At 44.8% G+C, this 14,145-nt stretch carries 13 protein-coding genes; 10 read left to right on the top strand and 3 right to left on the bottom strand.

Annotated features, from left to right (window positions below; translation table 11 throughout):
* The first annotated feature begins 281 nt into the window (after window positions 1-281).
* The 4 genes from QUB39_RS00995 (at window position 282) to QUB39_RS01010 (ending at window position 7,047) form a co-directional block, all read left to right on the top strand.
* Window positions 282-3,665 (top strand): DNA polymerase I, encoded by a 3,384-nt coding sequence (locus tag QUB39_RS00995; RefSeq protein WP_333210568.1) that lies wholly within the window; start codon window positions 282-284, stop codon window positions 3,663-3,665.
* A gap of 11 nt (window positions 3,666-3,676) precedes the next feature.
* Window positions 3,677-4,243 carry a thermonuclease family protein gene (locus QUB39_RS01000; protein WP_333052774.1) on the top strand — a complete coding sequence of 189 codons (567 nt, stop codon included), beginning with the start codon at window positions 3,677-3,679 and terminating at the stop codon, window positions 4,241-4,243.
* A 215-nt stretch (window positions 4,244-4,458) separates the two neighbouring features.
* Window positions 4,459-4,980, top strand: coding sequence for a hypothetical protein (locus tag QUB39_RS01005; RefSeq protein WP_333052775.1), 522 nt, complete (start codon window positions 4,459-4,461; stop codon window positions 4,978-4,980).
* 351 nt (window positions 4,981-5,331) lie between these two features.
* Window positions 5,332-7,047, top strand: coding sequence for an ATP-binding protein (locus QUB39_RS01010; RefSeq protein WP_333052777.1), 1,716 nt, complete (start codon window positions 5,332-5,334; stop codon window positions 7,045-7,047).
* A gap of 553 nt (window positions 7,048-7,600) precedes the next feature.
* On the opposite strand, the gene QUB39_RS01015 is transcribed toward QUB39_RS01010, so the two are convergent.
* On the bottom strand, window positions 7,601-8,293 hold the full coding sequence (locus QUB39_RS01015) for a DUF2259 domain-containing protein (protein ID WP_333052778.1): 693 nt from the start codon (window positions 8,291-8,293) through the stop codon (window positions 7,601-7,603).
* A gap of 267 nt (window positions 8,294-8,560) precedes the next feature.
* On the opposite strand from QUB39_RS01015, the gene QUB39_RS01020 reads away from it, so the two are divergent.
* Window positions 8,561-8,833 (top strand): hypothetical protein, encoded by a 273-nt coding sequence (locus QUB39_RS01020; protein ID WP_333212809.1) that lies wholly within the window; start codon window positions 8,561-8,563, stop codon window positions 8,831-8,833.
* 5 nt (window positions 8,834-8,838) lie between these two features.
* On the top strand, window positions 8,839-11,454 hold the full coding sequence (gene clpB / locus QUB39_RS01025; protein ID WP_333212811.1) for an ATP-dependent chaperone ClpB: 2,616 nt from the start codon (window positions 8,839-8,841) through the stop codon (window positions 11,452-11,454).
* A gap of 107 nt (window positions 11,455-11,561) precedes the next feature.
* Here clpB and QUB39_RS01030 read toward each other — a convergent pair whose 3' ends face one another.
* Together QUB39_RS01030 and QUB39_RS01035 are read right to left on the bottom strand one after the other, a co-directional pair.
* Complete coding sequence (locus QUB39_RS01030) at window positions 11,562-11,738, bottom strand: ribbon-helix-helix domain-containing protein (protein ID WP_333052781.1); 177 nt, start codon at window positions 11,736-11,738, stop codon at window positions 11,562-11,564.
* Window positions 11,739-11,807: 69 nt separating this feature from the next.
* Window positions 11,808-11,987: a ribbon-helix-helix domain-containing protein gene (locus QUB39_RS01035; protein WP_332960054.1), complete on the bottom strand. Its 180-nt coding sequence runs from the start codon at window positions 11,985-11,987 to the stop codon at window positions 11,808-11,810.
* A 204-nt stretch (window positions 11,988-12,191) separates the two neighbouring features.
* Between QUB39_RS01035 and QUB39_RS01040 the strand changes: the two genes are divergently transcribed.
* The 4 genes from QUB39_RS01040 to QUB39_RS01055 all read left to right on the top strand — a co-directional run bounded on the left by QUB39_RS01040 (window position 12,192) and on the right by QUB39_RS01055 (window position 13,915).
* A complete protein-coding gene (locus QUB39_RS01040) occupies window positions 12,192-12,425 on the top strand; it encodes a hypothetical protein (protein ID WP_333052782.1) in 234 nt (77 codons plus the stop codon).
* Window positions 12,426-12,652: 227 nt separating this feature from the next.
* A complete protein-coding gene (locus tag QUB39_RS01045; protein ID WP_333052783.1) occupies window positions 12,653-12,853 on the top strand; it encodes a hypothetical protein in 201 nt (66 codons plus the stop codon).
* 18 nt (window positions 12,854-12,871) lie between these two features.
* A complete protein-coding gene (locus QUB39_RS01050; RefSeq protein WP_333052925.1) occupies window positions 12,872-13,186 on the top strand; it encodes a GmrSD restriction endonuclease domain-containing protein in 315 nt (104 codons plus the stop codon).
* 108 nt (window positions 13,187-13,294) lie between these two features.
* Entirely contained in the window at window positions 13,295-13,915 is a 621-nt protein-coding gene (locus QUB39_RS01055; protein WP_333052785.1) for an MAE_28990/MAE_18760 family HEPN-like nuclease, read from the top strand.
* Window positions 13,916-14,145: the final 230 nt, after the last annotated feature.

The raw sequence follows: 14,145 nt of genomic DNA on the forward strand, positions 1-14,145 counted from the left end.
ACATCTTCTACTATTCTCAGCCAAGCTGCACATTAAGCCGAGATCCGATCGAGTGTCAATCGATTGCGCGATTTTAGATTTTAGATTTTAGATTGACTTGCGCGAGATAAATGCGGGGGACGCAAGGATTTTCGATTTTCGATTCTGGATTGATTCCACGGAGCAATCACGTGGCGGGTACCACATGAAGAAATTCTTGGTCAAGCGTTCTCAAGTCTGTCGGTCATCCTTCCGGTCGATCAATGCAGGCGGACAACTGAGTACAATGAGAAAATCCTTTCGTGCGATCGGTATTTGTGTCTGTGTCGGCAAATCAAGCTCCCATCTTCATCTTAGTTGACGGCCACTCCCTGGCCTTTCGCTCCTACTTCGCCTTCGCCAAAAGTCGAGACGGAGGCTTGCGAACTACGACAGGCATTCCCACCAGCGTCTGTTTTGGCTTTCTCAAGTCCCTGCTGGAAGTCATGGCGGCCCACGACCCCCAGTACATGGCGATCGCCTTTGACCTCGCCACACCCACATTTCGCCACGAAGCAGACGAAACTTACAAAGCCGGTCGTGCGGAAACTCCCGAAGATTTTATTCCCGATATCAAAAACCTGCAAGAACTCCTCACCTATTTGAATTTACCAGCAATAACTGCTCCCGGCTTTGAGGCGGACGATGTTTTGGGAACTTTGGCAAACAAAGCCAGCGCGGCGGGTTATCAGGTCAAAATCCTCACGGGCGATCGAGATTTGTTTCAATTAGTAGAAACCGAAAAACAAATCAGCGTATTATATTTGAGTACCGATGAACTCAGGCGATCGGGCAAAGGCAAATCCCAAGAATACGGCCCGGAAGCAGTCAAAGAAAAACTCGGTATTTTGCCCGAACAAGTAATAGATTACAAAGCCTTGTGCGGCGACAAATCAGATAACATTCCCGGAGTCAAAGGCATCGGCGACAAAACCGCCCTGCAATTGCTGGCAGCTTACAATTCCCTGGATGGCATTTATGCAGCCATCGACGAGATTAAAGGAGCAACTAAGAAAAAGCTAGAAGAAGGCAAAGAAGCTGCTTATCATTCTCAACGCATGGCAACAATTGTCCAAGACGTGCCATTAGAAATCAACTTAGAAGATTGCCAGCTTATAGGTTTTGACGAATCAGCATTGATTCCCATGCTGGAAAAGTTGGAATTTAAAACATTTTTAAGCAAAGTAAAACAAATTCAAAAGCGTTTTGGTGGCGTTGAAGAGAAGGAAAAACCCGAAGAATCCTCGTTCCCAGGCTCTGCCCGGGAACACATATCCAGAGGCTCTGCCTCGTCGGAAAACACCCTAGAACAGCCATTGGAGGGTGTAGAAAAGCCCTTGGAACAGGGCGGGCAAGATGCCCACCCCACAATAGATAAGTCACCTCCAACTTCTGAAATTTCAGAAGAAAATGCCTTATGGTTTTGGACTTATGCTGATACCCTAGCCGCTCAGGAAGCAAAAAAATTACCAATTAAACCCCGAATAATTCAAACAACCGAACAGTTAAACGAATTAGTCCAACGGCTACAAACCTTCACCGACAAAACTACACCCGTGGCGTGGGATACCGAAACCACCGCCATCGAACCGCGAGACGCTGAATTAGTCGGAATTGGCTGCTGTTGGGGAACCGGTGAACAAGATGTAGCTTACATTCCCACCGGACACAAAACGGGCAAAAACTTGGACAAAGCCACAGTTTTAACTGCTTTGCGTCCGATTTTGGAAAGCGAGAATTATCCCAAGGCGCTGCAAAATGCTAAGTTCGATCGATCGATCCTGCGCTGTCAGGGAATCAAACTAGCAGGAGTCGTCTTCGACACCATGCTAGCCAGTTACGTACTCAATCCAGAAAATAGCCACAGCCTCAGCGAATTGTCAAAGAAATACTTAGTCGAGTCAGAAGACAATCACAGTGTCAGCGAATCGTTAAGGGAATACTTACGCAATAATCCCAAAAGTTATAATAAATTAGTATCGAAAAACCAAACAATTGCTGACATCAGCATTCGAGAAGTAGCCGACTACTGCGGCATGGATGTTTACACTACATTTCACTTGGTTGGGGCACTTAAAGCCAAATTGAAGGAAGCTGATGAATCTAGCTTTCCAGATAAGTCTTTGCAGAAGTTGCTGCTGGAAGTAGAACAGCCCCTAGAACCAGTTTTAGCAGAAATGGAATATCAGGGGGTTCGCATAGACCTAGGACATCTTAAAGAACTCTCCAATCAACTGGAACCGCAATTAGCAGCAATTGAGCAGGAAATTTATAACGCCATACCTCTTGAGGATTTCAAGGCTTATATAGCCGAAAAAATCGAACATATCGAACCCACTTTAGGGACGGTTCCTCAGAAAGTGTACGAAGCCGTACCTAGTGCAATTTTAAAGCCTTATCTCAAGAAAATATTGCCAAAAAATAACCTTAATTTGGCAGAAATTAAGCAGAAAGTTGAAAACACAGCACCGAGTGAACTTTTAAAGTTGAACTCACCATCCCAGTTGAGCGAACTTCTGTTTGACATACTCAAGCTAAACACCAAAAAGTCTCGTAAAACCGCGACAGGCTTTTACTCCACCGATGCTTCTTTCCTAGAAAATTTGCAAGGAGACCATAAGGTTGTCGATGCTATCTTAGATTACCGTACCCTGCAAAAGCTTTACTCTACCTATGTAGATGCTATACCGAAGCGGGTGCGTCCCGATACTCAGCGATTGCATACTGATTTCAATCAAACTGTTACAGACACAGGTCGTCTGTCTTCTTCTAATCCTAATTTGCAGAATATTCCAATCGGTACGGAATTTTCTAAGCAAATTCGCAAGGCTTTTGTACCCGAAGCAGGTTGGCTGATGGTGTCGGCTGACTATTCTCAAATTGAACTGCGAATTTTGGCTCATTTGAGTCAAGAACCTGTGTTAATTGAAGCTTATCAAAATAACCGAGATGTGCATACCGTGACGGCTCAACTTTTATTTGAAAAGGAAGAAATAACTCCCGACGAGCGCAGGTTTGGCAAAACGATTAATTTTGGGGTAGTTTACGGTATGGGGGCGATCAAGTTTGGGCGATCGATGGGCAAGACTTCCAAAGATGGCAAGGAGTTTATTGCTAAATTTAACGCTCGCTATAGTAAAGTTTTTGAATATTTGGAGAAAGTAAAAAAAGAGGCGATCGCCCTCGGATACGTTACCACAATTTTAGGCCGCCGCCGTTACTTAAACTTCGAGAGCGAAAGCCTCCGCGACTTAATAGGCCGCAATCCCCAAGACATTCACTCCGATCGACTTAAATCTCTCAGCAGAGATGACGCCCAATCTTTGCGGGCCGCAGCCAACGCTCCCATTCAAGGTTCCAGTGCTGATATCATTAAACTTGCCATGATTGAGGTACACAAAATTTTGCAAAACTATCAGGCGCGGCTGCTGCTGCAAGTTCACGATGAATTAATCTTTGAAGTCCCTCCCGATGAATGGGAAGAATTGCAACCAAAAATTAGAAGTGCGATGGAAAGTGCTCCGACAATTATAAGTGCGATGGAAAATGCTCTGCCGAAAAATACAAGTGCAATGGAAAATGCGCCCGGTATGGTACCGCTGATAGTTGACATCCACGCTGGGCAAAATTGGATGGAAACTAAATAAAACACAGAAATATGAGCCAACTTAAAATCGCCATTTTCCCAAAAATAAAAACCTTAAGTGCAGTTGCTCTGCTATTGCTACTATTCGGGTGTCCACAAAAGTTAGCGCCCAACAACTATGCTGTCAAGCGAGTCAGCGACGGCGACACCCTTGTCGCCAGCGATGCCGCCGGGAAAGATATAAAAGTGCGTTTTGCCTGCATAGATGCACCGGAAGTCGCCCACACAAATGCTGAAAAAAATAGCAAAGCAGCAGCAAAAAAAAATCAATTTAAGTGGGGAAATCTAGCGCACCAAAGAATGCAGCAGCTTGTCAATCAAGGGGGCGGCCGCGTTGTTTTGACCGTCACCGATACTGACCGCTACGGCCGCAAAGTGAGCGAAGTTCGCTTGCCAAACGGCACATTTGCCCAAGAAGTTTTGACCCGCGAAGGATTAGCAATGGTTTACCGTCCTTACTTGAAAAATTGTCCGAGTGCAAGTATTCTGGAACAAGCGGAAGCAGAAGCTAAGAAAAATCGCCGCGGCGTTTGGGGAGATTCTAAATTTGTTCCCGCGTGGGATTTTCGCAAGAAATGATTTAGTCATTGGTTATTGGTTATTGGTGGTTGACAGTTGACTGTTAACTGTTACCAGTTCTCCATGCCCCATGCCCCACGCCCAATTCTCCATGCCCTATGCCCTATGCCCAATTCCCAATTCCCCAACAAATGTGATAGGCTCCAGATAAACTAATAGACTGCTGACAAAAGCGGTCTATTGCAATCACCCAAAATTAACTTTACCGGACATCAATGAATATCAAACATCTGGTTATTTCCGGCATGGCCCTGCTCCTCGGTACTACAATCGTAGGAAATGCTATTGCTCAAGGACTGACGGACGACCAAAAAACGGTTGTTTGTCGCTTGAAAACTGAATTTGATCAGCGGAAAGGCAACGGTCAAAAATTAGTATTTGTGCCGTTGCTGGGCCAAGTTCGCAAGCAAGTTTCATCTCCTTTTAGAGCCACGCTGCATCCTAATGTGGAGTATGTTTTTGTTGCCACTTGCGATGGAAATTGCCAGGATTTAAACTTATCTCTCAAGGATGCAAGCGGTCAGGAAGTCGCTGTGAGTCAAAAAACAGGCGAACTGGCGTCAATCTCTTTTACTCCCCCATCCCAAGGCGAATATCAAATCAGTGCTAAGCCTGGGGAATGCACGACGGCAGAGGGTTGCAGTTACGGCCTGGGAATCTTCGTTCCAGCAAGTGCTAGCGTACCTAATGCTTCAAGAATTCCTGCTGAGATAGCACAATTTCGACTTTGCCAGTAGGGGAACAAGGATAGAGTTGTAGGTTGCCAGGAGAGTAGAGTTTTTAATCAGAAATCTAACTCATAACTTGCAACTTATAACTCGCAACTTATCTCGCAACCACGCCCGACGGTGAGTAGGTTCTTAATCACTCAAACCCTCCCTTTGACTGTTTCTTCCTTCTTTCTTCTTCCTTCTGCTATAATTTGTTACGCATAACTCATCCAAACTGTCAAGCCGATCGAGCTGTGGAACCCTGCAAAGGCCCAATAACTGCCGAAAGCTGGCTTGAAGCCAGAACTTTATTTACCCTCAGACAGGCATCAATTAGAATATAGATGGTGCCTCTCAAAGGTGACGAGTACATTGCCCATGTCTTTAACCTTAGCTTTGAAAAATCAACTGCAGAACCGTCCTCAAATAGGGTTGAAAAGTCTGTTGGGCCGCTTGGGTATCAGGCAGAAAATCGGCTGCGGATACGCATTGGTCATTGGTATTGCCGTTTTGGGTGCTGTGGCGGGACGGGGAGTAGAATCCTATCACAAACAGCAAGTTAGAGAAAAACTAGCGATCGACCGAGACAAAGCGGAAATCTTAACAAACCTCAATCACACGGTGCAGGAAGTCAGAATTCAGCAGCAAGAGCTCGCGAGTCTGACGGCCAAACCGCAAATTTTCGATCGCGAACGATCGGAATTCCTGACTCGCGTTGCTCAGATGAGCGGCATCCTCGAACAACTGCAAACTCTACCGCCGACGAAGAATCCCGATGTTGCCAAAGACTACCAACAGCTTCAACAGTTCGCTCAAGCCAACGGCAAAACCGTAGAATCATACTTTCAACAAGTACAAAAATTGTTGGCTGCTGCCAAATTATCTGCTTTGAATCCGCAACAGCAGCAGGCTTTCGGGCGGAACTTGAACAATTTTGTGGCCGGCGAAACTGCTTTGAAACTCAAACAGTTTTCCGAGGATTCAGCCCAACTGGCCGTCAACTTTCGCGAGAAAGCAGACGAGGCATTGAGAACCTACGAAAATGCCGAAAAACTCGGAACTCTCATTCTCGTAGGCTCTCTCTTGATATCAGGTGCGATCGCAGCAATTCTAGCAGCATACACCAGCGGGGCGATCGCTCGCTCCTTAGAAGCCACAACCCTCATCGCTCAGCGAGTGACAGAAGAATCTAACTTTGACTTGCAAGTACCCGTCACTACTTCCGACGAAGTGGGAATGCTAGCAATTTCCCTCAACGAACTAATCCAAAGAGTAGCGGAATACACAGAAGAATTGCACGAAGCAAAAGTAGCAGCCGAAGCTGCCAACCGCTCGAAAAGTGCATTTCTCGCCAACATGAGCCACGAACTACGCACCCCCCTCAACGCCATCATTAACTACAGCGAAATGCTGCAAGAAGATGCTCAAGATTCGGGTTCAGAAGACTTTCTGCCAGACTTAGAAAAAATTCAAACCGCCGGCAAACACCTGCTGGATATGATTAGCGACATCCTCGACATTTCCAAAATAGAAGCCGGTCACGTCACCCTTTATTTGGAAAACTTCGACGTGGCGACCATGATTGAAGAAGTGATGACTACGGCTCAACCGCTAGTAGAAAAAAAAGGCAATTCTTTAGCACTGAAAACCAAAGGCGAACTCGGTACAATGTACGCCGACCAACCGAAAGTGCGGCAAATTCTCCTTAATTTGCTCAGCAATGCTGCCAAGTTTACCGAAAAAGGCGTCATTACTATCGGCGTCGAAAGAATGAAAATAGAAAAATCAAGACCGACCAAACAAAATAAAAATAATGATATTCACTCTGGTTCAAGCTACACTTCTCAAGTTTTAATGTTTCGAGTCAGCGACACCGGCATCGGCATGACAAACGAGCAATTAGAGCAGATATTTAAACCTTTTACCCAAGCTGATGCTTCGACTACCCGCAAATACGGAGGGACGGGTTTGGGATTGACAATTAGCCAGCGTTTGTGTCAAATTCTCGGCGGCGAAATTAGCGTTGAAAGCGAAGACGGGAAAGGTTCTACTTTTATTGTCAGTCTCCCGGAACGGGTTGTGATGCAGGCATGAAGTCAATCGATTTTAGATTTTAGATTTTAGATTTTAGATTAAAGAATTGAAGCATTGACCCTACGGATCGATTCGGGGGGCAAGTTTCTCGGATACAGGTTTTTTATTTCTGGACGAATGAATCCGGGGGCTTGTATCCTGGATGCTTGATTGTCAGGCAAGATATGGATTTGGACGCGGATACACGGATTAATGATTGAGCATTTGTCATATCATGTCCGGTCAATTAACCATAATTCCTGTAGGGGCGGGTTCGCCAAGATATTGAATAGAAACGGGAAAATCTGTAAACCCGCCCCGGCATTTAATCGCGCTCAATCATCGGACATGATATCAATAGTCAGGAGGCAGATATTCCAGGAAAAAGAAAGAGGGAGGAAGGAAGAGGAAAATTTTAAAATGTATTGATATATCAATTATCACAATAAAGAATAATTAACAACCCGGACTTACGCACAGGCTCTATCTGTAGGTGCGCGTTGTGCACCTTACAGATAGGGGTTCTGCGTAATTTTTGATAATTCCCAGGTCAAAACCTGGGAATATAGCAAGCCTAAAGAAGAAAGCCTTGTACAACAGTAGTTTTCAAGACTCCTTCAAAAGTGCGTTCTGTCTTGTCCACCAGCACAACGACATTGCGCCGGTTCGGAGACAAACGAACTTCTCGGATTGAATAAGAGAACACCCAATCTTGAAAATTGTTTAGCGATCCGAGGACACGCTGCCGACCGTTATGATTAATTACAAGACGCATGGCGGCGCTTTCTCTGCCAGCAGAAGCATTTTTTTGCCGCTGTTCTAGGCGAATTTGTAAAGGCTTTGCTGTATTGACTCTGACGGCGACTGTCTCGCTTCCATTAGCTCCGGGAGTACGAGAAATAATGTTGAGTTTAGTTCCAGCGTGAGGAGGAGTTAACTTCAAAGTTTGCCTGCTATTCCAAGTTTTTTTAAGCAAGTCATCTTCTGCCATTTTAGTGCTTTTATTGGAGTCTGGTTCGCCATATTTAGTTTCGATACACCCATTTCTGATGCAGGAATTTGCAGCAACTTGGACAATTTGCAATTCTGCTTTGGGAATTCCCGCTCCTGTATCTCTGGAACTTTCTAGGTACAAGTAGTAATTGCTGTCGGCGGAAAAACCAGACATCCGGTGTGCGGCACGCCAGGTACTTGCCAAAGCTTCAGGGGCTAGTGCGATCGCGGCACTTGCTATAATACCTAACGAAATTAAAGGTAAAATTTTCATAGCTATCTTTTCCAGGTGTGAGAGTTATAGCGGCTGTTATTGATGAGTAAAACAATAACGCTTCGGGTTTCGCTATAGGACTGTGACGGTTCTCAAGTCCTCTCTCCTATTTACATGAGTGTTTCTGCATTTTCCGCAGCAGGAGACTGTTTAAGAATGTGCCGTTTTTTCAAGTGGCACTAAAAAGCATTTTTAATGTGATATTTGGCCTTATCTCACATCTTGCACTATTCTCAAGAACAGGCTTTTCGGCCTGTTCCACAAAAAGTGAATTTTATTCTTGTGGAACAGGCCGAAAAGCCTGTTCATAAAAAGCTTATTGACAATGGTGCAACATCTCAGTCTTATCCAAGAGTCCAACTTTTAGGCGCGAAAGTTTGCTTTTCCTTGCGAGAGACTGCTACACAGGACGGAAATACCTATCTCAAGATAGGGGAACACCGATCCGCCCCCCCCTCCGCAACTCCCTACAATGACAATTGTACGGGCGATCGAGCAATTGCCTCTACAGCAATCATCATTTTTAATGCAGGGAATTAAAATTTATGCAACCAAATAATCCAAACCAATTTACCGAAAAAGCCTGGGAAGCCCTCGCCCGCACCCCCGAAATCGTCAAAGCAGGTCAGCAGCAGCAGCTAGAAAGCGAACATTTGATGAAAGCTTTGCTGGAACAAGAATCGGGACTTGCTAGCAGCTTATTTAACAAAGCTGGAGTTTCTGTAGCAAAATTGCGCGATCGCACTGATGAGTTTATCCGTCGTCAGCCCCGAATCACTGGCAGCGGCGGCAACGTTTATCTCGGTCGTTCTCTCGACACTTTACTCGATCGCGCCGAAACTTATCGCAAAGAGTACGGCGATGAATTTATTTCGATCGAGCATTTGATACTAGGTTACGTTAAGGACGATCGCTTTGGCAAAAATTTACTACAAGAATTTAAACTAGATGAAGCCAAGCTCAAAGATATTATTGCCCAAGTCCGGGGGAACAACAAAGTGACAGATCAAAATCCAGAAGGCAAATACGAAGCGCTGGAAAAATACGGCCGAGATTTGACTGAAGCCGCGCGTCAAGGCAAACTCGATCCGGTAATCGGACGGGATGACGAAATCCGCCGCACGATTCAAATTTTGAGCCGTCGCACCAAAAACAACCCCGTACTAATTGGGGAACCGGGAGTCGGAAAAACTGCGATCGCCGAAGGACTCGCCCAGCGAATTATCACCGGAGATGTCCCCCAATCTCTCAAAGACCGACAATTAATTAGCTTAGATATGGGCGCTTTAATTGCAGGTGCAAAATTCCGGGGAGAATTTGAAGAACGCTTGAAAGCGGTGCTCAAAGAAGTGATGGACAGCAACGGCAAAGTCATCTTATTTATCGATGAAATTCACACCGTTGTCGGTGCGGGTGCGACGCAAGGATCGATGGATGCCGGCAACTTGCTAAAACCGATGTTAGCGAGGGGAGAATTGCGCTGTATCGGCGCTACAACTCTCGACGAATACCGCAAGTACCTCGAAAAAGATGCGGCGCTAGAACGCCGTTTTCAACAAGTTTATGTTGACCAACCGACAGTTGAAGATACTGTCTCGATTTTGCGGGGCTTGAAAGAACGGTACGAAGTTCACCACGGGGTAAAAATTTCCGACAGCGCCCTAGTGGCGGCGGCTACTTTGTCTACTCGATATATTAGCGATCGCTTCCTTCCAGACAAAGCCATTGACTTAGTGGACGAAGCAGCCGCTAAACTCAAAATGGAAATTACCTCCAAACCGGAAGAACTAGACGAAATCGACCGCAGGATTTTGCAGCTAGAAATGGAAAGACTGTCGCTGCAAAAAGAAAGTAATGCTGCGTCTATCGAACGTTTGGAAAGACTGGAAAAAGACTTAGCAAACCTCAAGGAACAGCAAAGCGCTTTGAATGCCCAGTGGCAATCGGAAAAAGGTGTCATCGGCAACATTCAAAAGATTAAAGAACAGATTGATAAGGTGAATATTGAAATTCAGCAAGCTGAATTAAAATATGACCTAAACCGCGCGGCTGAGTTGAAATATAGCAAGTTAACTGAACTGCAAAAACAATTGCAAGAAGCAGAAGCTCAACTTTCAGCAACTCAAACCACAGGTAAAACTTTGCTGCGGGAAGAAGTTACAGAAGGTGACATTGCGGAGATTATTTCCAAGTGGACGGGAATTCCGATCAGCAAGTTAGTTGAATCGGAAATGCAGAAACTTCTGCACTTGGAAGATGAACTGCACAAGCGGGTAATTGGACAGGATGAAGCGGTGACTGCGGTTGCAGATGCAATTCAGCGATCGCGCGCAGGTTTAGCCGACCCAAATCGTCCGGTTGCGAGTTTTATCTTCCTCGGCCCCACGGGTGTTGGTAAAACCGAATTAGCTAAAGCCTTAGCGTCTTATCTGTTCGATACTGAAGAGGCGATCGTGCGAATTGATATGTCGGAATACATGGAGAAACACGCGGTTTCGCGGTTAATTGGTGCGCCTCCGGGATACGTTGGCTACGATGAAGGCGGACAATTAACTGAGGCTGTGCGCCGCCGTCCTTACTCAGTGATTCTATTCGATGAAATCGAGAAAGCGCACCCGGATGTCTTCAACATCATGCTGCAAATTCTGGATGACGGCCGCGTTACCGATGCTCAAGGTCACACGGTAGACTTTAAGAATTCTGTGATTATTATGACATCGAATGTCGGCTCTCAATACATCTTAGATGTGGCGGGAGATAACGAACAAATGCGGAGTCGGGTGATGGAAGCGATGCGGGGAACTTTCCGCCCGGAATTCTTGAACCGGATTGATGAGATGATTATCTTCCACGGTTTGAGTAAGACGGAACTGCGGCAGATTGTGCTGTTGCAAGTTAAGCGCTTGGAAAAACGGTTAGCCGATCGCAAAATGTCTCTGAAATTGTCGGAATCTGCGATCGACTTCTTAGCAGAAATTGGTTACGATCCGGTTTACGGTGCGCGGCCTTTGAAGCGGGGAATTCAACGCGAGTTGGAAACGCAAATGGCGAAGGGTATTTTGCGGGGAGATTTTGCTGACGGCGATACCATTTTTGTGGATATCGAGAATGAAAGGTTGGCGTTTAAGCGGCTGCCGGCACAGTTGGTGACTGCGAAATAATTTGAGTAGGGTGGGCTGCGGCCCACCTTATTTTTTTGAGGCGGTGGTTCTTTTTTTGACCGCAGATGTAGGCGGGTGGACGCGGATGGGATTGCGGGCGATCGTTCTTAAGGGCGATCGTTTTCTGATTTATCTTTTTTGAGCTCTTGGCGATCTCTGACTGCTTTAGCTGCGACATGGGAGAGAAGGTTTGCGAGGGTTCTATCTTCTTCTTCGGCCCATTCGGACAAGGCTTGATGAACGTCTTCTGGCAGTGTAACTGTAACTCGCATTCGTGAAGGCATAGGTGGGCACGGTTTTACTTCAATTGTCTTAAATTTTACACTGCAAACCCTTTCAGTATGGCGCCGTCTTCAACTCGGGCGATCGCTCCGGGATTGGTCCTTTTTCTGCTCTTGGCGCTCTCTAACAGATTTCGTCAGCAGGTAAGTTGTCAAACTGCTAACGGATCTGCTTTCTTCTTCTGCCCATTCTTCCAGAGCTTTTTGAATTTCCTCTGGTAGGTATGCGGTAACTCTTCCCCGTGAAGCCATTCGTTGCACTACAAAAAATCTCAATACAGTCCATCTTACGCTGTTTTGAGTTAAGACCGATAAAAATATTTCATTTTAAGTTGTTTTAACTTATTGTACGTCATTGTGTGTTATAATACCACCTGTAAACAGTCAAAAGCCAGCCCCTTACTGTCCAAGGTTCCGGGCTGGCTCTGGCTCCAACATTCAATGGAGACAAATTCTATGATGACATACAAAGAACGCTTGTGTTGTTGGGCGATCGCCCGTTTGTTACCCTCTGAGCAATGGATAATTGTTGCCCGCTTCCGCAGTCGTTCAGATGCAGACGGGCATTTTCAGTTTCTGCGTCAAACTATACCCCACGTTAAGTTCGAGGTTGTGTTCGATTCCAGTGGGGACAGTCACCGTTTATCGGCCTTGGGCCGCCCTTCCAATTCCGTCACCAGCGCGTTATAAATGGTAATTTTCGCGGCGGTTTCAGTTAATTAAACATTGGCGATTCCCTACGGGATAGCTTCGCTTCACGCACTTTTTTTGATAAGTGCGATCGTCCGTACCCTCTCAGCCAAATCAGAATTTACACTGGGGTGGCCTCAAGACTAAAATTCTCCGAACAGGAATTTATCAACCTTGGGCTGTGGTAAAATTATCGTATCCACAACACTTTCTCGTTACTTAAAAATATGCGATCGAAACTCGAAGAAATTACGCTTCAAGACAGAAATGCTGCTGAAATGGAAATTCGCGACAAGCAGAAGCAAATTAATTACGATACGAGAGACTATCCCCTCGAAATACTTGTTCAAAAATATATGGAAGGAATTAACGATGATACTAATAAGTTGTTTATTCCCGACTACCAACGCGAACTTGTTTGGGATTAAGCAAGGCAATCAAAGTTTATCGAATCGGTAATTTGGGGGCTGCCAATACCTTCTATATTCGTTGTTGATATCGGCCATGATGAAAATGATGAACCACGTTTAGAGATCGTATACGGTGCACAACGCATTCTTACCCTAACTAGATTTGTTAACAACGAATTAACCTTAATTGGACTCCAAAAAATAGAGCAGTTAAATGGATTTAAGTTTAGTGATTTACTCATGCCTCGCCAGAGGAACTTCAACCGAAAGACAGTTCGGACTATCCAATTAACTGAAGCTGCGAATGAGGAAGTCCGAAGAGATTTATTTGAACGGATACAATCCTTTTAATGGCAATGTAAATTCATTTTACCTACTGTACAAAACCCGAGGCAACCAGTTTAATAAATGTAGTGGCGCGTATTGAATATTTCCGCAATTAACTGCCATGTCACACTCATGAATACTGTATTTTTAGACTTTAATACACGCGCCAAAGAGGTGAACGATTACTTCATTTTTTTGGAAAGCTTGGAAAAACAGACAACGAAGTTAGCTTTATTCGATACTCGTGGCAAATACCAAATTCAAAGCCTCGATCCAGAGTTAGCAAAAACTCTCAAAGCTAATGCTTTTTTGTTGCTGTATAATTTAGTTGAATCCACTATGCGAAATGCGATTGAAGCCATATTTGAGGAGTTTAAAAATAAATCCATCTCCTTTGACCAACTCCAACCTGAAATTAAACTGATCGTCCTCCAAAATCTTAAAAATCGTTCTCCTAAGAAAATTTATTTAACAATTAATCAACTCTCTACTGATATCATCACAGCTACATTTGAACGTGAAGAACTGTTTTCGGGGAATGTGGATGCTAGGTTAATTAAAGAAATAGCAGACAAATACGGTTTTTCATATCAAACAGACTTTGCTAAGACAAAAAACGGGCAAAATCTTGTAGTGATTAAAAGTAATAGAAATGACTTAGCGCACGGCATTAAGTCTTTTGAGGAAGTTGGACGAGATAAGACAATTAAGCAACTATTAGAAATGATATCGTTTCCGGTTGTATCGGAATGATTTAACCGCAGAGGGCGCAGAGAACGCAGAGGGAGAGAATACAGAGAGGAATAATTCCGATGCTACCGGATTTGATATGAAGGAAGAAGTCGTAGAGTATTTGACGCAAATACTGGAAAATATCAGAGATTATCTTGACAATGAAGAGTATTTGGAAGTAACTACAGGTAATCCTTAATTTTAGGCTAAGAAACCGGGTTTCTCGGATGATTTAGGTAGGGTGGCGAGAT

The organism is Microcoleus sp. AT8-B5 (assembly GCF_036705565.1).
GTDB lineage: Bacteria > Cyanobacteriota > Cyanobacteriia > Cyanobacteriales > Microcoleaceae > Microcoleus.